This is a genomic window from Bartonella capreoli (assembly GCF_902813205.1).
In the GTDB taxonomy this organism is placed as follows: domain Bacteria; phylum Pseudomonadota; class Alphaproteobacteria; order Rhizobiales; family Rhizobiaceae; genus Bartonella; species Bartonella schoenbuchensis.
This window is the reverse complement of sequence record NZ_CADDZX010000004.1, coordinates 76,852-100,631: the sequence shown is the minus strand read 5'-3', so window position 1 is coordinate 100,631 and position 23,780 is coordinate 76,852. Positions and strand designations below refer to the sequence as shown.

Here is a 23,780-nt window from a genome sequence, read left to right as displayed (position 1 = left end):
ATTTTAAACTGCCCTAGTTGAGCAACCTTTGTTGTCATCTTCAATATAAAAAGTCTTTTCCCATAATAAAGCAGCAAAATATCCGACAATTAATGGAATTTTTGGCAAGATAAATCGTCATCATTTGGAGCAAAATACAAACTAATTATTTAACCAATTTTGCTTTAAATAGTAGCTATGAGATAAATCTTTTAAAAAACGCTCAACACTTATTAGTGTTTTTTAAGTGTGTTTATATAATTAGCAGAAATAAACAGCGCTACAATTTAAATAGATGAAATCAATTACTTGATTTTTGTTTCTTTAAACTCAACGTGTTTTCTAGCAATTGGGTCATATTTACGTTTGCTCATTTTGTCTGTCATTGTGCGGCTATTTTTCTTTGTTACATAGAAAAAACCAGTATCTGCAGTTGACAAAAGCTTAATTTTAATAGTTGCTGCTTTAGCCATAATAAGGATCCTATTAAACTGAAAATGATACTATTTTGCTCTCAAAACTCATTTTTGATGCAATTATATTTCATTATCAACACTACGGATGTTATAAAAAAAGTCAAGACTTGATTAGCTTTCTTATCAGGAAAGTGTAAGTACTGGATTAATATATCAGCCAAGAAAGTAAATCATCACAGAGGAAAAATAAAAAAGTTTTTAAATATTTGTTGCTTGACCAATAACAATTACTTCAATGAGTATGCTAATTCTAGATCGAAAATGATCCACGGTAATTGTTGTGATTTCACTATAATTAATGATGTTATTTTTAAAAATCTGTTTAGTCATTAGCAGTAAAGCAAATTGTGTTTTCTGCTTTTAATGTTAACACTTAATCTAAGCAGGGTAGGGTTTTTAAGAATTAATCTTATTTTTCCATATGCTTCTTGAACAATGATCAGTGTGATCGTTTGTATAGTCTAATTATAAATAATGAACTGCAACTTTTTTCAAATACGGACAGAATCAATTGAAGTAAAAATAAATATTCTTATAGCGTAGTGATAATTTAAATTCTTTCTTAGAAAAAGGTAATATCTAAGGACAAAGATATAGTTTATTTTTTCAATATCGTCTTTGTTTATAGGAATTACGTTCCCGTTTTTTTGCTATAAATTTGTTTTTACGATAGGGAATGGATGAAAAAGTAAACGAATGAGGTTGCGTTAATATTTCAAAACATAAAGCACCAGCAAGAGGCTGTACTTCTATAAGCTTTACCTCTACCTCGTCGCCAAGTTGATAGCCTTTGCAACTCCATTTTCCTATAAGGGTATGTTGTGTTTCATCAAAATGATAGTAATCACGTTTAAGTGTAGAAATGGGCACAAAGCCGTCTGCATTTAGTTTATCAAGTGAAATAAAAAGACCTGCTTTTGTAACTCCAGAAATGCGACCTTTAAATGAATGGCCTATTTTATTAGCCAAATAATGTGCAACAAGCCGATCAACAGTTTCTCTTTCAGCCATCATTGCGCGGCGTTCATATGCAGAAATTTGTATGGCAATTGCTGTTAAATTTTGTTCTTGTGAATCTGTTAGTTTGCCGTCACCTAATTGCAGGGATTTAATAAGTGCTCGATGAACAATCAAATCAGCATAACGACGGATTGGTGATGTAAAATGTGTATAGTTATGCAGATTTAAGCCAAAGTGACCTATATTTTCAGGATTATATTCAGCTTGAGATTGTGAGCGTAAAATAACCTGATTAACCAATTCCTGTTGTTGTGTATTAATGACTTGCGTAAGAATATTATTGAATCGTTCTGATGTAAGTTCTGCTCTTCGAGAAAATGATATTCCTAAACTCTGAAGAAAGTTCTGTAGTATTTCTTGTTTTGCGAGAGATGGCTTGTCATGAACGCGATAAATAAAGGGCTGATGATGTTCTTTTAATGTTTCCGCGGCTGCAACATTAGCTTGTATCATAAATTCTTCAATTAAGCGATGTGCTTCTAGATGAGGTGGAACCACGACATCTTTAATGCGCCCATTTTGATCAAGAATAATCTTTTTTTCTGGTACCTCTAATTCAAGTGGTTTTCGACGATTGCGTGCAATTTTGAGTTTGGTATAAGCGCTCCACAATGGTTGCAAGATATTCTCAAGAAGAGGGGCTGTTTTTTCATTTGTATTTCCTTCAATTGCACATTGTACTTCTTGATAGGATAGTTTAGCTACCGTACGCATAATAATACGGTGGAAACTATGTTTGCGTTTGTTGCCATTTGCATCAAAAATCATACGAACAGCTAAAGCAGGCCTGTCTTTTCCTTCAAGAAGAGAGCATAAATTATTAGAGATGTATTCAGGAAGCATTGGTACAACGCAATCAGGAAAATAAACAGAATTGCCTCGTTTCAATGCTTCTTGGTCTAAAGCACTTCCTGTTTTCACATAATAAGAGACATCTGCGATTGCTACAGTGACAATCCAACCATCGTTATTTGCAGGATCTTCATCTTTTACGGCATAAACGGCATCGTCATGGTCTTTTGCATCTGGTGGATCAATTGTAATAAACGGTAACTGTCGCCAATCTTCACGATTTGTTGTGCTGACAATAGGTTTTGCATCTTTGGCTTGCTTCAAGACCTCTTCAGGAAAAACATAAGGAATTCCTTTTGAAATAAGCGCAATCATTGAAAGTGCTTTTTCACTATCGATAGATCCCAAAACATTTTTTACTTTTGCGCTTTTTGATCTGTAAGCTGTATTTTTTCTAATTTCAGCTTCAACGAGATCACCCGATTTTATATCAACATCTAAGGGTGTTTCAATAATTAGGTCATTAGTTTTACGGTCTATAGAACAAAGCTGCCATTGGTTATTTTCTAATTTTTTTACTATACCAAGCATAGTCCTTTCTTGCTTATTAATTTTGCGGATAATACGCCCTGTATAGGAAAAACTTTGAGGGGTCTTATTTCGAAAAATTTTTACAAGAAAATAATCTCCAAGACTAATACTGACTCCTTTTATATAGCGAGGAGGTATTTCAATATTTGGCGTTAAATCACCCTTCCATTCAAGAGGGTGTGCAATAAAACCGCCATTATTATCTGATGCACTTATTTTAACTAAAGTAACAGGCGGCAGTCTTTCTTGAGTCGTTATTTTCTTATGTTTTTTTGATATAGAGCTAGGATCCTTCAACTGATCGAGCATATCTTTCAACCAACGGCGAGAATCGCCTTTTAAATTAAAAGCCTTAGCGATTTCGCGTTTATTTAATAGGTTAGGATTATCAGTAATAAAAGACAAAATTTCTGCTTTATTAGGCAGTTGTTCAGTATAAGAAGACTGAAGATATTTTGTTTTTTTCTGACCTTTAACCAAAATTTATGCCTCTTTTATTTTAGAAAAAATTTTTTCGATGCTATCTTTTTCTTGTGTAACTATTTTTTCCTATTCACTCTTTGCCCTTTTTTAGGAGCGGATGCTTTGGCCAAGAGAAGGTCTAATGCTTCTGAAAGTGTTACATCAGCGGGGTCTTTATCTTTTGGTAATGTGGCATTAATTTTTCCCCAATTTACATACAAACCATAACGTCCATCGCGCACAGTGACAGTTCCACCTTCTGGGTGCTCACCTAATGTGATCAGTGCTTCAGGTGTTGTCCGGCCCCGTTTTGTTTTATTTTCTTGTTTTTCAGCTAACACTGTAACAGCACGATTGATACCAATTTCAAAAACTTCATTGATATCAGAAAGATTTGCAGATTTTCCGTCATGAGAAAGATAGGGGCCATACCGCCCGATTGTGGCTGTGATTATTTTTCCTGTTTCAGGGTGAGCTCCAATTTCACGGGGAAGAGATAGCAAAGATAGGGCTTGATTAAGATCAATATTTTTTCTTGCCCACTCTTTTGGTAGCCCTACACGTTTTGCTCCTTTATCTTGACCAAGTTGAATATATGAACCAAAGCGACCAGTGCAAAGAAAGATATCTTTTCCCGTTTCAGGATCAACGCCAAGTACAAGAGGCTCGTCACTGCGCACAGCTTCACTTTCTTCTCCTGTATCTATACCAAGTTGGCGTGTATATTTGCATTCAGGATAATTGGAACAGCCAACAAATGCACCATAACGCCCTAATTTTAGCGATAACTGGCCATTTGTACAAAGAGGACAAGATCGGGGATCACTTCCATCTTCACGCGTAGGAAAAGCAAGAGGTGCTAATATTACGTTTAAGGCATCAAGGACAGGCGTTATACGCAATTTCTGGATATCGGTAACGGATGCATTAAATTCATTCCAAAAGTCATGTAAAACATCTTTCCAAGCTAGTTTTCCATCCGATATAAGATCGAGTTTTTCTTCAAGATTTGCTGTAAAGTCGTACTCTACATAACGGTTAAAGAAACTTTCAAGAAAAGCTGTGACAATACGTCCTTTAGCATCAGGAACAAGCTTTCGTTTATCAGTTACAGTATAGCCACGTTCAGAAAGTATCGCTAATATAGAGGCATAAGTTGAAGGGCGACCAATACCCAATTCTTCAAGTTTTTTGATTAATGAAGCTTCAGAATAACGGGGAGGGGGCTCTGTAGTGTGTTGAGTTACCTCAACTTTTTCTTTTGTTAGTGCTTCATTAGCGTTGATGTGGGGTAGGCGCGCTGATTCATCATCTTCACTATTTTCTTCATCTCGTTGATCGGTATAGGCAGAAATAAAACCATCAAAGCGAATAACAGACCCTGTTGCACGCAAATTTGCATTATTTTCTCCTTGAATCGCTTGAATTTCAACTGTTGTACGTTCAATTTCAGCAGAACACATTTGGCTTGCAATAGCGCGTTTCCATATCAATTCATATAATTTTGCTTGATCACTATCAAGAAAATTGCGTATTTGATTGGGGTTGCGTTGAAAATCTGTTGGGCGAATAGCTTCATGCGCTTCTTGTGCATTTTTTGCTTTTGTTGAATAAAAACGTGGTTTTTGAGGAACATAGTTATTACCAAAGGATTCTTTAATCACTTTTCGTGCTGAATCAATGGCTTCTGTTGCCATTTGTACACCATCTGTACGCATATAAGTGATAAGACCTGATGTTTCACCATTAATTTCAACACCTTCATAAAGTTTTTGTGCAATTCGCATAGTACGAGAAGGAGAGAAACCTAATTTTGAAGAGGCAGCTTGCTGTAACGTGGATGTTGTAAATGGTGGGGAAGGATTTCTTTTTATAGGTTTTGCTTCAACATTTAAAGCACGATATTCTGCCTCCTCCAGCATGGAGCGGATTTTTTCTGCTTGTTCTAAGGATTTAATATCAAGCTTTCCAAGTTTTTCTTGGTTAAATGCTACCAGTCGCGCGTAAAAATTATCATCTCGAATCGTTTTTAAGGATGTTGTAATCGACCAGTAATCTTCTTTAATGAAATGTTCTATTTCTGATTCGCGATCGCAAATAATACGTAAAGCAACCGATTGAACACGACCAGCTGAACGGGAACCTGGTAGTTTACGCCATAAAACAGGTGAAAGTGTAAAACCAACCAGATAATCAAGAGCGCGGCGCGCAAGGTAAGCATCAACGAGCGATATATCAATATCACGCGGATTATTCATAGCATCAAGTACAGATTTTTTAGTGATTGCGTTGAAAACAACCCGTTTAACAGGTTTATCCTTTAAAACTTTTTTTTGATTAAGAACATCAAGAATGTGCCATGAAATGGCTTCCCCTTCACGGTCGGGGTCTGTTGCCAAAATAAGACTATCAGCTTCTTTAACTGCTTTTGCTATTTCGTTTAAACGTTTTGCAGAAGCAGTATCGATATCCCATTTCATGGCAAAATCTTGATCAGGTAGAACCGAGCCATCTTTTGCAGACAAATCACGCACATGCCCAAATGATGCTACTACTTTATATTGAGGTCCAAGATATTTATTAATTGTCTTTGCTTTAGCTGGAGATTCGACGATAACGATATCCATGATTTTATCCGAATGTTAAAATAAAAAATTCTCTCTATAAACTCCTTTCAAATGAATAGCTAATGGCAATTAGTCAAGAACACATAAAAAAAACTATATTATACAACTTTTGATTGTTATTATTTAAAATACACTTTATAAGAGACCGCATAACTTATTTTCCGTGGCTCATATAAAAAAGTATGCGGTAAAATATTAAGATAACATCTATTGAGAGATGGGGAGAATGCTCAAGGATAAAAAAAATATGCCTATAAATCGTTTAAAAATTATCCATTATATCACGGATATGTCAAAACAAATGAGTCAAATGGCGCGTCAAGCTCATAGTCCACTTTTAGCATTACTCTTGGATATGGTAGCCAAAGAGGGGCAAAGTATTATTAATAACTCTGAGGGGCTTGGGGAGGATTCAACGCCGACAATGACACACAACCGTCAGAGTGTCGAATAAGCTTCCCAGCAAGTTCAAGTTCAACTAATAAGAGGTAAAGGTTTTGTAAGGGAATATTTGAATGACTACTTAATGTATCTAGATCAATTGGAGTTGTTGAAAGAGCTGAAAGGACAGCTAGGCGTTCTGAATCATTTCTAGTAGAAGCAGATTTATCAGTTTCTGTATTAGGTAAATTAAAACCTTCCTGTTGAAATTGAATTGGATATTCTTTTTCAAAAAGATTGAGCTGAGAACTTACAGTATTTGAGACTAATGGTGTAAGTGTTTCTATAATATCAGAAGGGTGTGTAACCAATAAAGCACCTTCTTTAATAAGATTATTTGTACCAACTGATCTTGGATCAAGTGGAGAACCGGGAATGGCAAAAATTAATCGTCCTATTTCAACAGCTTGACGGGCTGTAATTAAGGATCCTGACCGCATAGCTGCTTCTGTTACTAAGAGGCCAAGCGATAAACCTGCAATAATACGATTTCTTCTTGGAAAATCGATAGCACGTGGTTTCCAACCAACAGGCATTTCACTAATAATTGCTCCACCATTCGTGATAATATCATCATAAAGTTTTTTATTTTCAGGAGGATAGATATGATCAATTCCGCCAGCCATAACTGCAACGGTACCTGTTTTTAAACTTGTTTGGTGAGCAATACTATCAATTCCACGTGCAAGTCCAGAAATGGTTATAAAACCAGCGTTACCAAGAAAATGAGAAAATTGAGCAGTTAGTTTCTTACCTGCTGCCGAAGCGTTTCGAGAGCCAATAATCCCAACGGAGGATTTATGAAAAACTGAAACATTGCCTTTGATAGTAATGAGTGGTGGGGAGGCTTCTGTTACCTTAAGATATGCTGGATAATCTGGTTCTCCTACGCCGACAAAACGAATACCCAATTTTTCAGCTTTTTGCATCTCTTTTTCAGCATCTTCTAACGTTGCTATTCGAATAGGTGCACAACGACCACCTTTTCTACTAAGCTCAGGAAGTACAGCCAAAGCATTTTCTGCTGTTTTATAATGATCAATTAAATTACGAAAAGTAACAGGCCCAACATTTTCACTACGTAATAACCGCAACCAGTTTAAACGTTGATGATCAGTAAGTGGAATCCCTTTATTTATTTCTGTTTTTAGTGCCAATCTTACTTTCTTTCCCAACTAATAATCTACTGATATTCGTGTGATGTTTTATAATCACAAGTATGCTCATTATTACTATTATGCAATGAGCATAGAAGTAAGGAGAAAAAAAATAAATAAAAATTGGAACAATAATAACAGCAATAAGCCCGGATAATGAAGAATAATGCGTAAATAGAAAAATTCCTATCCAGATGATGACAAAAACAACTGCTGATGGCCAGTAAAACCCTAAGCATACACCTAGATAAGTAGCAACACCTTTGCCACCTTTAAATTTAAGCCATATGGGGAAAATGTGTCCTAAGAAAGCAAAAAAGCCAGCTAGAATAACAATAATACTGTGTTCTACTGGAATACTGCTTCCTGCTGGATAGATTAGAAGTTTTGCAATTAGGATAACAATAGTTCCCTTTAGCATATCGCAAAGAAAAGTAAGAGCTGCAATTGTCTTATTTCCTGTACGTAAAACATTTGTCGTTCCAATATTTCCAGAGCCAATTGTCCTTATATCGCCAAGTTTAGCAAAGCGTGTGAAAAGCAGCCCAAATGGGATAGAACCGATGAGATAAGATATCAGAAAAATAAATCCTATATGAACTTGAAAGAGCGCTTCTATTTCATTCATCAAAAATCTCATTTAATTTGTTGATCAAGCTTAAACACTGACTGGCCTTTAACAAGTGTTTGGATAACACGTCCTTGAAAGTGTGTGTTCTCAAATGGTGTGTTTTTTGAACGTGAATGAAGCATATCTGAAGATAGTATCCATGGTTCATCAAGATCAACTAAAATGAGATCTGCATTAGCACCTTTTATGAGTGTTCCAGCATTAAGACCAAAGAGTTTTGCAGGTGCTGTTGATAAGAGTTCAGTCAACCTCAAAAGAGATATCATTTCATTGTGATAGAGGAGTAAAGCCACACTTAAGAGAGTTTCCATGCCAATAGCACCTGCTTGAGCATCTTGGAATGGTAAGCGTTTTGTATCAACATTTTGAGGGTCATGAGAAGAAACAATAATATCAACTGTTCCATCTTTTATTGCTTCAATCATTGCTATACGATCTTCTTCTGCACGCAGTGGAGGCATTAAACGGAAAAAGGTACGATATTCACCGACATCATTTTCATTAAGGGATAAATGATTAATGGATACGCCGGCTGAAATTTTTGTATTGTTCTGTTTTGCTAAACGAATAGCATCGGCAGACATAGCTGTTGATATTTGTGCAGCGTGATAGCGTGCTTGTGTTAATGCAGCCAGTCGTAAATCTCTTTCCAATGGAATGATTTCCGCTTCACGCGGAATTCCACAAAGGCCAAGCCAACTTGCCAATAAACCTTCGTTCATAACACCTTGACCTGTAAGGTCTTTGTCTTGTGTTTCATGAATCAAAGTGACATCAAAATCACGCGCATAAGTCATTGCGCGTCGCATAACAGATGAATTTTGAAGAGTTTTTTTCCCTTCACTAAAAGCAACAGCACCTGCATTTTTTAATAAACCGAATTCGGCAATTTCTTGTCCACCTAAACCTTGGGTGATAGCAGCAACAGGATAAATATTGACCAATGACATTTCATGTGCTGTGCGCGTAATAAATTCAACAAGCGCCACATTATCAATAACTGGTTGTGTATCTGGCATCATGAGGAAGGAAGTAATACCTCCTGCTGCTGCAGATTGGCTAGCTAAAGCGATTGTTTCACGGTGCTCAGCTCCTGGCTCACCAACAAAAACTCGTGCATCAACAAGTCCAGGTAGAATCGCTTTATTTTGTGCATCAATAATTTCTGCACCTTCGGGTGTTCCTTGATTTAAAGCTTCTTTTCCAGCTGCTATAATCAGTCCATTTTCAATAATAACTGTACCAATTTCGTCAATTGTACGCGAAGGATCAACAATACGAGCGTTTTGAAAAACCATTGGTTTTGTCATTTCTTTTCTCCACTCCAATTATGACGCGAATCGAGTAAGGCTTCCATTACAGCCATGCGCACAGCGATTCCCATTTTTACTTGTGTGTGGATCACGCTTTGTACTCCATCTGCTATGTCAGAAGCAATTTCTACACCACGGTTTATTGGGCCAGGATGCATGACGATGCAATCACTTTTTGCATAAGCTAAATTCTCTTTATGTAAACCGAAATGATGAAAATATTCACGAACGGAAGGAATAAAGGCACCTACCATACGTTCGCGTTGTAAGCGTAACATCATGATAACATCAGCACCTTTAAGACCTTCTTTCATTGTGTTAAAAACTTCAACGCTCATGTCTGCTATTCCAGTTGGCAGAAGTGTTGAAGGAGCAATAACACGAACACGTGCTCCTAAAGCATTAAGGCTAATAATATTGGAACGTGCGACACGTGAATGCAAGATATCTCCACAAATTGCAACAGTTAATCCTTCAATACGTCCTTTTATTCTTCGAATAGTCAGGGCATCTAATAAAGCTTGTGTTGGGTGCTCATGTGCACCATCGCCTGCATTAATGACACAACAATCAACTTTTTGTGCTAAAAGAGCAGCTGCTCCGGCGCAGTTATGGCGAATGATGAGTATGTCCGGATTCATTGCGTTGAGAGTTATTGCTGTATCAATCAATGTTTCTCCTTTTTTGACGGATGAATTACTGATAGCCATATTCATCACGTTGGCTCCTAACCGCTTACCAGCTAGTTCGAATGAGGATTGTGTTCGCGTGGAGGCTTCAAAGAAAAGATTAATTTGAGTACGCCCATACAGTGTGGTTTTTTTGTTGTCAATTGCCTTGGAAAAAGTAATATTTGCATCTGCACGGTCAAGCAGTGTGGTAAGGTCTTGTACATTTAAACCTTTAATACCTAAAAGATGACGGTAGGGGAAAATCGGAAAAAGAGTATTTTGAGTCATAGCATTCTTTTCTAGAGATTTCTAAAGAATTTAAACAAGTATTTGTTTGAATGTAATAAATGTAAAAAGATAAATAGTCTATGATATCAATGATTCGAATAAGGAATATACTATGAGTGCTCTGTTTATACAGAATGGCCACCGAAAAAATGCGTTTCTTAGTGATACACTTATGTTTCGTATTGCATCTAATTTGCCTGCATCTTTATTAGCAAGTTTTGAAGAAATAGGGGCATTTGTAGCTAGCCATGAAGCACGAGATCTCTCCCGTTTAGCAAATCACCATCGACCAATATTACGCTATAATACCGAATGGAGCCAATTAACAGAACAGTTAGAAATTCACCCTGCCTATGATACTCTTCAAAGATATTCTAGACAAGTGGGGTTAAGTACTTCACTGTGGGAAAATATAGCTTCGGAAAGTGGAATACGTTATCAGGCACGTGCTATTCGTTTAGCTTTATCTGCCGGTCTGGAAACCGGTCATTTGAATGAGGTTATTATAACAAGTGCAGCTATTGCGGTATTAATTGGTGACGTTAAGTTATTTAAAAGATGGCGAAACGTGCTTTTGTCACGTCAATATGATTCATCCCTCAAGCCTATTGATGATAAAAAAGGTGCTTCTCTTACTTGTGCTTTTGATAATGTTGCAAAAAGTGAAAAATATCCTTCTAGTTTTCCAATTGCTCAGAAAGTTTCTTTTGATGAAAAGATGGGGCGTGATCTGTATCATTTAAATAGTGTGAAAACCAATGTTATTAATCCGGTCGCTGATGGGTATCTTGTTAGTGCGGAAATAGATGGTCATTTAAGCTGCTTTTTAGTTCCACGCGTGCAAGAAAATGGTGCAATAAATAATATCTCAATTCATTATTTATTGCAGCGTTCTGGAGAATATTCGGTGCCAGAGGGGGTTGTCCATTTCCAAGGCAGTTATGGTTGGCTTTTGGGAAATATTGGGGAGGGGGCTAAAATAATTAAAGATATCGAGACTATGACACGCTTTGATCAGTCTGTGATATCAACAGGTGTTTTGCGCGCAGCACTTCAATTTGGCATAGACTTTTTTCGACAAAAAATGCCAAATCAGCCTTTACCACCACTAACAGAGCGTATTTTTGCTGATATTGCACTTGATATTGCTGCTTCACAAGCATTGGTTTTACGTTTAGCACGGGCATTTGATAATGCTACAAATAGTCGCTCTGAAGCAGCTTTTGCACGTATTATGACGCCTATTATTGCTTGTCATGTAAATCAATTAGTTGTTCCTATTGTTAGTGAAATTATTGCACAGCTTGGTTTAGAAAGTTTTGTGGAAGGCAATCCATTATCGCAAATGTTACATGATGGATCTGCACGGATAGTTAGAAATAATGATTCTAATCAATTGGTGAGGGACGCGATTCTTATAGCTAATAAAGCACCTGGATTATTTCAGCAACTGTTAGAAAAAATTGCAACTAATATTGGGCCAGCAGGTCCGCGAGCAGTTGAAATTATCAAATCTGCTATCCATATGGCTTCAACAAATGAAGGAGCAGGTCGTTTTTTTGTTGAGCAAGTGGCATATGCTGCTGCAACTGCATCATTACGTTATAAGGAAATGGAATATATTGTAAATGCTTACATGGAAAGCCGCCTTGGAGGACAATGGAGACTATCCTATGGTATGATGATTGCACGATATAATCCCGGACAATTATTGGAGATCCTTTATCCTTCTGTGTGATTTAGGTTCTGAATTCTATCAAGAACGCCTTGTAATATAAAAGCAGCAGCTGCAGAATCAATACGGGCTGCTCTTTTAGCGCGCGATACATCCATTTCTAAAAGGGAGCGTTGTGCAGCAATTGTTGACAATCGTTCATCCCAAAAAACAAATGGAATTTTTGTATATGCTCCCATATTGCTAACAAAAGTTCGGGTTGCTTGAACACGAGGGCCGTTACTTCCATCCATGTTAACAGGCAAGCCAATAACGGCAACCCCTACATTTTCATTATTAAAGATTTGAACAAGTGTAAGGGCATCTAAGGTAAATTTTTTCCGCTGAATGACGGGGCGTGGATTTGAAAAGGTTAAACTGATATCAGAAATAGCAATTCCGATAGTTTTTGTGCCCAAATCCAAACCTGCTATCGTTTGTTTGGGTAAAAGATGTGTAGTAATTTCATGTATGTTAATGACAGCCATGTGTTTATACTTAGAGTTTCTTAATATTTTAGATTAATATTTATAGTGAAGTTTTGATACAGATATCAATATTCTTGCGCTTATAGAAGTGAGCTTGTATAGCCAAAACATGAAGAGAGTAATGTCGCAATCAAATTTGAGCAGAAAGGCATAATATGTCTGTTGATAATAAAACAGTCAAAAGAGTGGCACATTTAGCGCGTATTGCTATTCATGATGATGAAACAGAACGCATGACAAAGGAATTCAATGCCATTTTAGAGTTTGTAGAACAACTTAATGAAGTTGATATCAATGGAGTTGAACCATTAACATCGGTAATGCCTATGGCTTTGCGAATGCGTGAAGATAATATTACAGATGGTAATAAAGCTGCAGAAATTGTAGCAAATGCACCTATAACAGAAGAAAATTTCTTTCTTGTTTCAAAGGTCGTCGAGTAATTTTTAATATTTAAAATTCGAGAATCAATATGACTGATTTAACAACCCTAACGATTGCACAAGCTCGTGATGCTTTAACAAAGAGAGATCTAAAAGCAACTGAATTAACAGAAGCTTATTTAAAAGCAATTGAATTAGCTAATCCAACTTTAAATGTCTATGTGGCGCTAACAGCAGAACAAGCAACAAAAATGGCTGCTGAATCAGATAAGCGTTTTGCGAAAGGGCAAGCTGGTATTTTAGAGGGGATTCCACTAGGAATTAAGGATCTTTTTGCAACACAAGATGTCCATACTCAAGCTTGTTCATATATTCTCGATGGTTTTAAACCTAAATACGAATCAACAGTAACGGCTAATTTGTGGAAAGATGGGGCGGTTATGTTAGGCAAACTTAATATGGATGAGTTTGCGATGGGATCGTCTAATGAAACATCACATTATGGGCCAGCTATTAATCCATGGCGGAAAAAAGGATCAGATGAAAAACTTGTCCCAGGTGGTTCTTCAGGTGGTTCTGCAGCTGCTGTTGCAGCACGACTTTGTGCAGGAGCAACAGCAACTGACACTGGTGGGTCAATACGCCAGCCAGCGGCATTTACTGGTACTGTTGGAATAAAGCCGACTTATGGGCGGTGTTCACGGTGGGGGACCATAGCGTATGCTTCATCGCTTGATCAAGCTGGGCCTATCGGACGAGATGTGCGTGATTGCGCGATTATGCTTAAATCAATGGCTTCCTTTGATGATAAAGATTCAACTTCGGTTAATGTACCTGTGCCTGATTATGAAAATTATATAGGTCAATCAATTAAGGGAATGAAAATTGGTATTCCAAAAGAATACTATATTGAAGGAATGTCTGCTGAAATTGTTGACCTTTGGCAAAAAGGGATGGATTGGCTAAAGGAAGCAGGGGCTCAGATTATTGATATTTCATTACCTCATACAAAATATGCTTTGCCCGCTTATTATGTTGTAGCTCCTGCAGAAGCGTCTTCTAATTTAGCACGCTATGATGGTGTCCGTTTTGGGCTTCGTATGCCAGGGAAAGATGTCATTGAAATGTATGAGAATACGCGCTCATCTGGCTTTGGTGATGAGGTTAAACGGCGTATTTTAATTGGTACCTATGTTCTTTCTGCAGGTTATTATGATGCTTATTATCTTAGAGCTCAAAAGGTGCGAACATTAATTAAACGTGATTTTGATCAATGTTTTGCTGCTGGTGTTGACGCTATTTTAACGCCTACAACACCGGTATCAGCTTTTGGTATTGCTGATGAAAAAATAAAGAATGACACAATAGCAATGTATTTAAACGATATCTGTACTGTGTCAGTTAATATGGCGGGATTACCAGGTATTTCTGTTCCTGCAGGTTTATCATTAAATGGTTTACCACTAGGATTGCAATTGATTGGTAAGCCTTTTGCTGAGGAAACAATTTTTCAGATAGCTTACATTATAGAGCAGGCAGCGGGAACGTCAAATGCTGAAAAATGGTGGCCATAAAAAATCACAAGCTTACATTTTTTATGAAGAAATAAAAACACTCTCTCCTTAAGAGACAGGGAAAGATCTTTTGGAGTGGACTGTAATTTCGTATTATAATTTTAGCCGCCAAGATATGCTTCTTTTACACGTGGATCAGAAAGCATAGCTTGGCTTTTACCATGAAATAAAATTTTTCCTACTTCTAAAATATAAGCATAATCGGCAACAGAAAGAGCTGCAAATGCGTTTTGTTCAATAAGAAGAACAGTTTTTCCCATTTCATTAATTTTGCGGATGATCGAAAAAATTTCTTGTACAAGAAGTGGTGCTAAACCAAGAGACGGTTCATCCAATATCACCACGTCAGGATTGCTTATAAGTGCACGTCCTACAGCCAGCATTTGTTGTTCACCGCCTGACATCGTACCACCCAATTGCTTGGATCTTTCACGTAACCGTGGAAATAAGTCAAATATCCATTCAATATCATGAGCAATACCGACTTTGTCATTACGAATATAAGCGCCTAACTGGAGATTTTCTAAAACAGTCAAATGAGGCATAATACGCCGCCCTTCAGGACTTAATGCAATGCCCAATTGTAAAATTTCTTCGGGCTGCTTTTCTGTAATAGATTCACCTTTATATATAATATCTCCGTAAATAGGCCGGTTAAGCCCTGCAATAGAACGTACAGTACTGCTTTTTCCTGCTCCATTGGCACCAATTAAAGTTACTATACTCCCTTTTTTTATGGACATAGAAATATCTTGAATAGCTTTAATAGCGCCGTAATGAACGTGAAGATTTTTTATTTCAAGAATGTTCATACATATCTCCCCCAAGATAAGCTTTAATAACTTTAGGATTATGGCGAATTTCATCTGGTGTACCATTGGCGATGCAACGGCCATATTCTAACACCCAAATATCTTGGCAAAGCCCCATGACAACTTTCATATCATGTTCAATAAGTAGAATTGTAAGGTCAAATTCTGTTCTTACTTTTTCTATGAATTTTCTAAGTTCTTCGCTTTCTTGAGGATTCATTCCAGCAGCAGGTTCATCAAGAAGAAGTAATTTGGGTTTTGTTGCTAAAGCCCGAGCAATTTCTAAACGCCGTTGTGCACCATAAGCCAAGGTGGTTGCTGGCTGGTTGGCGAGATAAGCAAGCTGAAGTCGTTCAAGAATCTCCATCGATTCTTTATAAAGCTTGTTTTTTTCTTTAATTGCACTCGGTAATAAAAGAGCGGAAGCAAACCATGGGTATTTTTGCCGAACGTGGGCACCAACCATGACATTTTGCAATACTGTTAATCCTGAAAAAAGGCGAATATTTTGAAATGTTCGTGCAATATGGCGTTTACAGATAATATGAGGTGAAAGACCACAAATATTTTTCCCGTCTAGAAGAATTTTTCCATTTGTAGGTGTATAAAAACCAGAAATTATATTAAAAACAGTAGTTTTTCCAGCACCATTGGGACCAATTAATCCAGTAATTGTTCCCCGTTTAATAGCCATATTGATATTGTTAACAGCGATTAATCCGCCAAAACGCATTATAACATCATTAAGTGAAAGAATAATGTCATTCATGACTTTTCCTCACTACTAGAGAGTGTCCTCCTTGTTAAAAGGGAATAAATCCAATTCCATGAAAATTCACGTTGACCTAATAATCCTTTTCTCCAGAATAAGATAATTATCAGCAATAGAAGTGAAAAAACAACCATACGTAGTCCTGGTATTCCTGGAATATATATAAAACTTAAATTTAATGGAGATTCAATAATACGAAGTGATTCAAGCATCACTGTAATAATAATGCTGCCTACAATACTTCCTGTAATAGAACCAAGACCACCGGCAACAACAATCATCAAAATATTAAAGGTTAGAAGGAAGTTGAACATTTTAGGATCGATGGTTGAAATAAGAGCAGCTGTTAATGCACCTCCAATACCTGCAAAAAATGCACCAACAGTGAAAGAAAGGCTACGATAGAAGAAAGTGTTGACGCCCATTGTTTTTGAGGCGATTTCATCATCACGAATAGCGCGCAATACATTACCAATATTACTTTGTAATAGAAGAGTTATAAAAATAATTGTAAATGCTAACCAACCATAATTCCACCACAATGTAGCATTTTGGGGTATTCCTTTAATTCCCAATGAACCGTTTGTTAAAGATGTAGCATTGGTAATAATGACGCGAATAATTTCTGCAAAACCTAATGTTGCAATTCCAAGATAGTCACCACCAAGGCGTAATATAGGCAAAGCGACCAATAAGCCTATAGCTGCAGCACATAAACCACTTATAATGACAGCAATAAAAAAAGGTAATTGCAAATTTTGCAATGGTTCAGCTATCGGTTCTAGAATCCACATCATTTCTTTTTGTTCAGGAGAGAGAAGTAAAATTGCACATATATAAGCACCAATAGCCATAAAACCAGCATGTCCAAGAGAGAACATACCTGTAAATCCGTAAATCAAATTAAGAGAGATTGCCAATATGGCGTTTATAGCAATAAGATTGATAATACGCAGTGTATAGTTATTAAAATGAGTATCGGCATAAAATAAAAAACCGATGAGAGCCACAATACTGATAAATGATAGAAAAAGCGTAGTTGATTTTGCCATTAGATTTTCTCTTGACTTTTTTTGCCCATTAAACCAGTTGGCATTACCAGCAGGATAACAATTAATAAAATAAAAGCGAAAGCATCTCGATATCCAGATAAAGCTGGGAAAAAGGCGATAATCATAATTTCAAGAAAACCTAATAATAATCCTCCGAGCATTGCTCCTAGAATTGATCCAATACCTCCAATAACAGTAGCGATAAATGCTTTTAGTCCAGGAAGTATACCCATATAAGGCTGGATTTGAGGATAACGTAAAGCCCACATGATTCCTGCTATGGCACCTAATGCCGAACCTATAGCAAATGTGAATGCGATAATCTTGTTAACAGAAACACCCATTAAACGAGCAGTTTCAATATCATGCGAAATTGCACGCATAGCAAGACCAGGTTTTGTTCTATGAATAATCCATAACAAGAGAACAACAAGAATAAAGGAAACAACAGGAACAATAAAGGACATAGGGCTAATTCGAATAATTGCATCTGATCCTTGTCCGAAATGCCATTGGATTGGTGTGACAAGAAAATCTGGCTGTTTCACACCCTTGGGAACACCACTAAAAAGTACAGTTGCAAGATTTTCAATGAAAAAGGAAATACCAATTGCACTGATGAGCACCGAAATTCGTGGAGCATTACGCAAAGGCTTATAGGCACATTGATCAACAGCAATACCTAGCGCACTTGTGATAAAAATTGAAAAACAAATGGCTAAAATCCAAATCGGTGTGAAATTTTGTGGAGCAATTTTTGAATAATAAATGAGCCCCAAAATAAGGATAAAAAGAATTGCAATCCAATAAATTTTAGGGCGTTTTTTAAACCCTATAAACACTGAATAATAAATGAGAAGAGCTAACAATATAAGCAGGACAGCAACCCACGCAGGCATAAAGCTAATTGTAGAAAAGAAAACGAAATATGCCCCTAACATAAAGATATCGCCGTGAGCAAAATTAATTAATCTTAAGATACCATAAACCATGGTATAACCAATCGCGATAAGCCCATAAAGCGATCCCAATGCTAGCGCGTTAAAAAAATGCTGAATGAACATTTCAGTATTCATCTTTTGTCCTTCTGCATTTGTTAGTTCATATAGGGTAGAATATAAGATTTTTGAATAATTTAATTGAAAGAATAATTTTCAATCAGATCTTATATTTTGATTTAATAATCAATGTTCTAAAATTAAATGGCAGGCTTGATTTCATTTAAATAGATACGTTTGCCACCTTTTATTTCAATAACACCGATAGGGATTTGAGGATTGTGATTTTCATCCATAGACATACTACCAAAAGGTGTTTGTACATCTTTCAATTTACTCAATTCTATAGTGATTGCTTCACGATCAGCACTTGCAGCATTTTCAATAGCTTTCATAAACATTATGTAAGCTGTGTACCCTAAAACTGAATTGATATTTGGCTCTTTATGGGGGTAAGCTGTCTTCCATTCGTTTGTAAATTCTTGTGCAGCTCTTGACATATTTGGCATGTTTTTATCGTAGGGGAGTGTTGTATGTAAAAAGTTTTCTGCAGCTTGTCCTGCAATTGCAATAGTTTCTGGGTTGTCCATAGCATCACCCCCCATGATGCGGAATTGTGCACCTAATTCACGCGCTTGTTTCATGATAATGGAACCTTCAGAAAAATAAGATGGGATAAATAAAACATCAGGTTTTTGTGCTATAATTTGTGTGAGAGCAGCTGAAAAATCTTGATCTCCAGAATTATAATTTAAATTTAAGATAACTTCACCACCTAGTTTTTTGAATGAACGATTAAAATAATTTGCAAGTCCAATTGCGTAATCGCTTGATATATCTTTTAATATAGCTGCTTTTTTTGCATGTAAATTTTGAATTGCGTAAGTTGCAGCACCTGCACCTTGATAAGGATCAATGAAGCATGTACGAAAAGAGTATTTTTTGCCATGCGTAATAAGCGGATTTGTTGCTGAAGTCACAATAACAGGAGTTTTTGCTTTTTCAGATACTTCTCCACCAGCTAATGCTAATGAAGAGCCATAAGTTCCAATAATACCGTTAACATTATCATTTGCAGTTAAACGCATGACAGCATTAGCTGCTTCTACTTTATCGGATTTATTGTCAATAATAATAAGCTCGACTTTACGTCCTAGTATCTCAGGTATTTTTTTATGTGCCAACTGTATACCTTCCAGTTCAAGTTGACCTCCAAATGCATTTTGGCCTGTTAATGGAAGGTAAACACCAATTTTAATAGGAGCATTAGCATAAGCATTCGCTATAAGCATCACCATTGTAGCGATTATAGTGAGGAATTTCTTCAATTGCATTGTATACTCCCCTTATTTATAAGTGTAATTTTATACTTTATATTGAACTCTATTATCATGCAAGTTACACAATTAATAAAAATTAATCATTGTGTATGAAGGTTCTTTATTAACCGTGTGAAGTATACGATTAAAGGTTTCAGAGAAGTATTTATATTGTGGATTAATTTGCCAAATTTTAGGTGTTACTACAATGTAGGGGAAATCTTATCTTGGGGCTTGCTTGTTGATACAATAGCAATGTTTACTGAACGTGATAAGAATCAATTTGTAGAATTTAACCCTACAGGAATCATGTTTGATTATGACGAGTAAGGATACCTTAAAAAATTATTCCCTGTCTGAAGATAATTTCGATATTTGTGGTGAAATTACTGAAATTAGTGGTGTTATTAAATGGTTTGATGGCAGTAAGGGGTATGGGTTTATAGTACCTGATTTATGTGGTCTTCCTGATATATTATTACATGTTACTGTAATGCGACGAGATGGATTTCAAACAGCTTTGGAAGGCGCTAAAATTATTTGCGCTGTAAAGAAAACTGAACGGGGATTAAAATGTGTCCAGGTCAAGTCTATTGATTTATCATCTGCTGTTCACCCATCAGAAATTCCGGTACGTACACATATTATAGTTACTCCTGAAAGTGGTTTAGAGCGTGCAATTGTTAAGTGGTTTGATCGTGATAAAGGCTTTGGTTTTCTTAGCCGAGGGCAGGGAACAGAAGATATCTTTATTCACATGGAAACATTGCGTCGTTTTGGTTTAGCAGAGCTTCGTTCTGGTCAAGTTGTTATTGTGCGTTTTGGTAAAGGAGAAAAAGGCCTGATGACAGCAGAAATTTACCCTGATATAGCACTTCCATTTGCTACGCATTAAATTTCAATATTATAGTTTATTTTATTTCTTTTGTTTAAGATTTTAATGTTTTTTATCTTCTAATAAAGCTAAAAAATTAATCATTAAGAAGGAGTAAGATATTTGAAGTTTTCTAAAAGAAAACAAATCATTCAATTGATCTTTTTTTGTATAGGGGTATTTTTTTGTGTAGGTATAAAAGTGATTATGGCAAAAAAGCCTATACAGATTCCTGTTGATTCAACCCCCTTAGTAATTAATACAAAACAAGGTGCATTTTCTTATAATGTTGAAATTGCCTTTTCACAAGCTCAGTCAAGCACTGGCTTGATGTATCGCACTCATTTTCCTCAAAATCATGTAATGTTATTTAAAAGTTCAGTAAATAACACATCTGAGAATACACAGGAAATGTTTATGTGGATGGCAAATACTCCTTTACCCTTGGATATGATTTTTTTAAACTCTGAGGGAATTATTGTTTCAATTGTTGAAAATACCCGTATATTTTCGGAAGATATTATTTCATCAATGGTGCCGGCAGTTTTCGCTATTGAACTCAATGCTGGTGAAGTTGCCGATAAAAACATACAAAAAGGGCAGCGTGTTATTCATCCTGCTATTTGTGGGAAATGTAAAGGTAATAGAAAATGACGGCAAAAGATGTTTATTTTTTTGAACACGATGGTTTACGATTTGCTTATCGTGAAGAAGGTCAAGGTATTCCTATTTTGTTGATTCATGGCTTTGGATCTTCTGCACGGATTAATTGGTATGCAACAGGGTGGTTTCGTAGCCTTGTTGAAGCAGGTTATCGAGTTATAGCTCTCGATAATCGTGGACATGGTGATTCAGTTAAAAGTTATGATCCTTTATTTTACACTCCTCAAGCTATGGCTGGCGATGCGGTTAAATTGCTTCAACACTTAGGATTATCTAAAGTTCATGTTATGGGATATTCCATGGGTGCTCGGATCAGTGCATTTATGGCGCTTTTGTATCCAACATATGTGCATAGTGTTATTTTTGGAGGTTTAGGGATTGGTATGGTAACAGGGGGAGGTGACTGGAAACCCGTTTCAGAAGCTCTTTTAGCAGAAGATGTTTCAACCATTACTAATGCGCGTGGTCTGATGTTCCGTAAATTTGTAGATCAAACTAAAAGTGATAGACGCGCTCTTGCTACTTGTATCATGACATCAGCACAAAAATTAACAGAGTCTGATGTTCATAAAATCAAGCAACCTGCACTTGTTGCTGTTGGTTCGTTGGATGATATCAGTGGTGAGGCAGAACCATTAGTAGCTTTGTTGCCACATGGTGAAGTGTTAGAAATTCCAGGAAGAGATCATATGCTTGCTGTGGGAGATCAGGTTTATAAAAAAGGTGTTATCGACTTTCTTTCTCGTTATCCGATTGCATGAAATTCATTTATAATTATAGAAAGCTGAAATAAAATTTAACATTTTGTTATTTTGAATAATATAAAAAGCTTATCCGGAATTTCTGTTTTATTGTACAGCTTATGTTTAAAGACAGAAAGATATTGGTAAAAGCTTACATTAAGCGATTATATTATAATTTAATTTTTATATATAAAAATATTGAAATAAATAATATAATTCAATTAAATATTTCAGTTTTTTAATTTGCAAAATAAATGGAATAATTTTTATATCATAGATTTTTATAGACAAATCGTAACTGCTATAAATTTAACACAACTTATGCTAGAATAAAAATCTTCTTCACAATAAATTAATTGAACTTATTCTCTTTTTGAGTTCAAAGTTATTGTCTATAAAAATAAAAGAGTAAATTATTTTTCAAAGATATTTTCTGTTGGTATTTATTTACTTAGTAAATAATTATTGGAAAAAGATTACTGTAGATCATGCAAAAAGTTTCATGGTAAGTAAAACATTGTTTGTAGGAAATAATGTTTTTATTTATAATAACTTTACTTGAAGTAAAATAACTAAGCATTGTGGCGGTTGATATTTAAGGTATGTTTCTAATATCTTTATAGAAGAGGGGGTTAAATAAAAAAATAAAACGAAGATTGTTGTTTATTTTTTTATTTTAAAATTTAATAATAATTATAGGATTTTTATTAAAAGTTATTCAATAAAGTTTGTAAAAATGATCTTGTTTTAAACATAAATAACATGATTAAAGATTGGGAATAAAAAATTTTTACCATCTTTGCAGAATCATAGAAGTATTTTATCTGCAAAAAAAGAATTAATTGATAATCTTAAAATGTAGGAGAGTGCGGTGAATGCTGATGAAATAAGAAAACTTGATAGTTATTTTAAAAAGACGTTCCAAAATTCAGCATTGCAAGTAAAAGCACGGCCGAAAAAAGATGATTCTTGTGAAGTTTATATCGGGGATGAATTTTTGGGTATTATTTACCGGGACGAGGATGAAGATGAATTATCCTATAACTTCTCAATGGCTATATTAGATATTGATCTAGGAAAGTGACGCAATTAATTGTAATTGGAATACGATTTTCTTCTGCATTCAATTGGTTTATATAAGTTTTAGTGCTTTAAAGCTTGTGTAATCGTTACGCGCGATAATAAGGTGGTCGTGAAGAATAATTCCGAGTGCATTGGCAATATCTTTTAATCTGTACGTCATTGATATATCTGCATCAGAAGGTGTAGCATCGCCGGAAGGGTGGTTGTGAACTAAGATAAGCCCTGATGCAGATAATTCTAAAGCTCGAGAGACAATTTCACGAGGGTAGACAGGAGTATGATCGATAGTGCCAGTTTGTTGCACCTCATCAGAAAGTAGACCGTTTTTCTTATCAAGAAATAGAACACGAAATTGTTCCCGTGTTTCATGTGCCATAACAGCTTTGCAATAAGCTAATACTTTATCCCACGTGGAAAAAATATCACGCTTAGACAGTTGTGCACGAGCAAGGCGTCCTGCGACACCTGAAATAATTTTTAAGTCTATTGCAGTAGCTGGGCCACATCCAGGAACTTCTTGAAGAAGGTTAATATCAGCGTTCAACACATCAGTTAATGAGCCAAAACGTTCTATTAAATCTTTGGCTATTATTTTTGTGTTTACTCGAGGAAGAGTACGGAAAAGCAATAGTTCAAGATATTCATAATCCTCAATTGCATTGCCCTTCGTTTTTAAGTAGCGTTTACGCAGACGTTCACGATGTCCTTCATAATGTTTAGTTATTTTTGAATTTGTTTTAAGCTTTTCATTTTTTGTTTGTGCTATCGGATTAAGTGAAGCACTTGATGTTAGCTCAAAGGAATTGTTTTGCATGACTCCATTTTTATTTGATTTTTTAACCATAATATTACTACAT

22 protein-coding genes are annotated in these 23,780 nt (G+C 35.9%); 8 read left to right on the top strand and 14 right to left on the bottom strand.

The features are described 5' to 3' along the window. Positions 1 to 284: 284 nt before the first annotated feature. From rpmG to topA, 3 genes are all read right to left on the bottom strand, one after another. On the bottom strand, positions 285 to 452 hold the full coding sequence (rpmG, locus tag J7R05_RS04815; protein WP_007477349.1) for a 50S ribosomal protein L33: 168 nt from the start codon (positions 450 to 452) through the stop codon (positions 285 to 287). Between the two features lie 609 nt (positions 453 to 1,061). Then, a complete protein-coding gene (gene rnr, locus J7R05_RS04810) occupies positions 1,062 to 3,338 on the bottom strand; it encodes a ribonuclease R (protein ID WP_208541405.1) in 2,277 nt (758 codons plus the stop codon). 59 nt (positions 3,339 to 3,397) lie between these two features. Beyond that, the gene (topA, locus tag J7R05_RS04805) at positions 3,398 to 5,947 is read right to left on the bottom strand and encodes a type I DNA topoisomerase (protein ID WP_208541404.1); all 2,550 of its coding nucleotides are present in this window, start codon (positions 5,945 to 5,947) and stop codon (positions 3,398 to 3,400) included. Between the two features lie 247 nt (positions 5,948 to 6,194). On the opposite strand from topA, the gene J7R05_RS09575 reads away from it, so the two are divergent. After that, on the top strand, positions 6,195 to 6,401 hold the full coding sequence (locus J7R05_RS09575; protein WP_343070503.1) for a hypothetical protein: 207 nt from the start codon (positions 6,195 to 6,197) through the stop codon (positions 6,399 to 6,401). Here the strand turns inward: J7R05_RS09575 and dprA are convergent. The 4 genes from dprA to J7R05_RS04785 are packed head-to-tail and all read right to left on the bottom strand — an operon-like array spanning position 6,331 to position 10,448. Beyond that, positions 6,331 to 7,563, bottom strand: a complete 1,233-nt coding sequence (gene dprA, locus J7R05_RS04800; RefSeq protein ID WP_208541403.1) for a DNA-processing protein DprA — start codon at positions 7,561 to 7,563, stop codon at positions 6,331 to 6,333. The genes J7R05_RS09575 and dprA overlap by 71 nt on opposite strands. Beyond that, positions 7,520 to 8,173 carry a glycerol-3-phosphate 1-O-acyltransferase PlsY gene (plsY, locus tag J7R05_RS04795; RefSeq protein ID WP_208541402.1) on the bottom strand — a complete coding sequence of 218 codons (654 nt, stop codon included), beginning with the start codon at positions 8,171 to 8,173 and terminating at the stop codon, positions 7,520 to 7,522. Before plsY ends, dprA begins: the two co-directional genes overlap by 44 nt. Before the next feature lie 8 nt (positions 8,174 to 8,181). After that, complete coding sequence (locus tag J7R05_RS04790; RefSeq protein ID WP_208541401.1) at positions 8,182 to 9,486, bottom strand: dihydroorotase; 1,305 nt, start codon at positions 9,484 to 9,486, stop codon at positions 8,182 to 8,184. Next, positions 9,483 to 10,448 (bottom strand): aspartate carbamoyltransferase catalytic subunit, encoded by a 966-nt coding sequence (locus J7R05_RS04785; protein ID WP_208541400.1) that lies wholly within the window; start codon positions 10,446 to 10,448, stop codon positions 9,483 to 9,485. Before J7R05_RS04785 ends, J7R05_RS04790 begins: the two co-directional genes overlap by 4 nt. 112 nt (positions 10,449 to 10,560) lie before the next feature. On the opposite strand from J7R05_RS04785, the gene J7R05_RS04780 reads away from it, so the two are divergent. Further along, positions 10,561 to 12,186 (top strand): acyl-CoA dehydrogenase family protein, encoded by a 1,626-nt coding sequence (locus J7R05_RS04780; RefSeq protein WP_208541399.1) that lies wholly within the window; start codon positions 10,561 to 10,563, stop codon positions 12,184 to 12,186. Here J7R05_RS04780 and ruvX read toward each other — a convergent pair. Beyond that, entirely contained in the window at positions 12,171 to 12,650 is a 480-nt protein-coding gene (ruvX, locus tag J7R05_RS04775) for a Holliday junction resolvase RuvX (protein WP_010703727.1), read from the bottom strand. The genes J7R05_RS04780 and ruvX overlap by 16 nt on opposite strands. A 155-nt stretch (positions 12,651 to 12,805) precedes the next feature. On the opposite strand from ruvX, the gene gatC reads away from it, so the two are divergent. Continuing rightward, on the top strand, positions 12,806 to 13,093 hold the full coding sequence (gene gatC, locus J7R05_RS04770; protein WP_078663314.1) for an Asp-tRNA(Asn)/Glu-tRNA(Gln) amidotransferase subunit GatC: 288 nt from the start codon (positions 12,806 to 12,808) through the stop codon (positions 13,091 to 13,093). 29 nt (positions 13,094 to 13,122) lie between these two features. Further along, positions 13,123 to 14,607 carry an Asp-tRNA(Asn)/Glu-tRNA(Gln) amidotransferase subunit GatA gene (gene gatA, locus J7R05_RS04765; RefSeq protein ID WP_208541398.1) on the top strand — a complete coding sequence of 495 codons (1,485 nt, stop codon included), beginning with the start codon at positions 13,123 to 13,125 and terminating at the stop codon, positions 14,605 to 14,607. 101 nt (positions 14,608 to 14,708) lie between these two features. Here the strand turns inward: gatA and J7R05_RS04760 are convergent, their stop codons facing one another. From J7R05_RS04760 to J7R05_RS04740, 5 genes are all read right to left on the bottom strand, one after another. Beyond that, positions 14,709 to 15,419: an ABC transporter ATP-binding protein gene (locus J7R05_RS04760; protein WP_208541397.1), complete on the bottom strand. Its 711-nt coding sequence runs from the start codon at positions 15,417 to 15,419 to the stop codon at positions 14,709 to 14,711. Continuing rightward, complete coding sequence (locus J7R05_RS04755; protein ID WP_208541396.1) at positions 15,406 to 16,188, bottom strand: ABC transporter ATP-binding protein; 783 nt, start codon at positions 16,186 to 16,188, stop codon at positions 15,406 to 15,408. The genes J7R05_RS04760 and J7R05_RS04755 overlap by 14 nt, the downstream gene beginning before the upstream one ends. Continuing rightward, the gene (locus tag J7R05_RS04750) at positions 16,185 to 17,243 is read right to left on the bottom strand and encodes a branched-chain amino acid ABC transporter permease (protein WP_078689743.1); all 1,059 of its coding nucleotides are present in this window, start codon (positions 17,241 to 17,243) and stop codon (positions 16,185 to 16,187) included. Before J7R05_RS04750 ends, J7R05_RS04755 begins: the two co-directional genes overlap by 4 nt. Beyond that, entirely contained in the window at positions 17,243 to 18,319 is a 1,077-nt protein-coding gene (locus J7R05_RS04745; RefSeq protein ID WP_208541395.1) for a branched-chain amino acid ABC transporter permease, read from the bottom strand. Before J7R05_RS04745 ends, J7R05_RS04750 begins: the two co-directional genes overlap by 1 nt. Before the next feature lie 122 nt (positions 18,320 to 18,441). After that, positions 18,442 to 19,575 (bottom strand): ABC transporter substrate-binding protein, encoded by a 1,134-nt coding sequence (locus tag J7R05_RS04740; protein ID WP_078689745.1) that lies wholly within the window; start codon positions 19,573 to 19,575, stop codon positions 18,442 to 18,444. Positions 19,576 to 19,879: 304 nt separating this feature from the next. Here J7R05_RS04740 and J7R05_RS04735 point away from each other — a divergent pair, with 304 nt between their 5' ends. The 4 genes from J7R05_RS04735 (at position 19,880) to J7R05_RS04720 (ending at position 22,924) form a co-directional block, all read left to right on the top strand. Then, the gene (locus tag J7R05_RS04735; RefSeq protein WP_208541394.1) at positions 19,880 to 20,455 is read left to right on the top strand and encodes a cold-shock protein; all 576 of its coding nucleotides are present in this window, start codon (positions 19,880 to 19,882) and stop codon (positions 20,453 to 20,455) included. A 186-nt stretch (positions 20,456 to 20,641) separates the two neighbouring features. Beyond that, a complete protein-coding gene (locus tag J7R05_RS04730) occupies positions 20,642 to 21,088 on the top strand; it encodes a DUF192 domain-containing protein (RefSeq protein ID WP_208541393.1) in 447 nt (148 codons plus the stop codon). After that, complete coding sequence (locus J7R05_RS04725) at positions 21,085 to 21,858, top strand: alpha/beta fold hydrolase (protein WP_010703737.1); 774 nt, start codon at positions 21,085 to 21,087, stop codon at positions 21,856 to 21,858. The genes J7R05_RS04730 and J7R05_RS04725 overlap by 4 nt, the downstream gene beginning before the upstream one ends. An 853-nt stretch (positions 21,859 to 22,711) precedes the next feature. Further along, a complete protein-coding gene (locus tag J7R05_RS04720) occupies positions 22,712 to 22,924 on the top strand; it encodes a DUF3126 family protein (protein ID WP_010701184.1) in 213 nt (70 codons plus the stop codon). Positions 22,925 to 22,972: 48 nt separating this feature from the next. On the opposite strand, the gene radC is transcribed toward J7R05_RS04720, so the two are convergent. Beyond that, positions 22,973 to 23,767 (bottom strand): RadC family protein, encoded by a 795-nt coding sequence (gene radC / locus J7R05_RS04715; protein ID WP_208541392.1) that lies wholly within the window; start codon positions 23,765 to 23,767, stop codon positions 22,973 to 22,975. Positions 23,768 to 23,780: the final 13 nt, after the last annotated feature.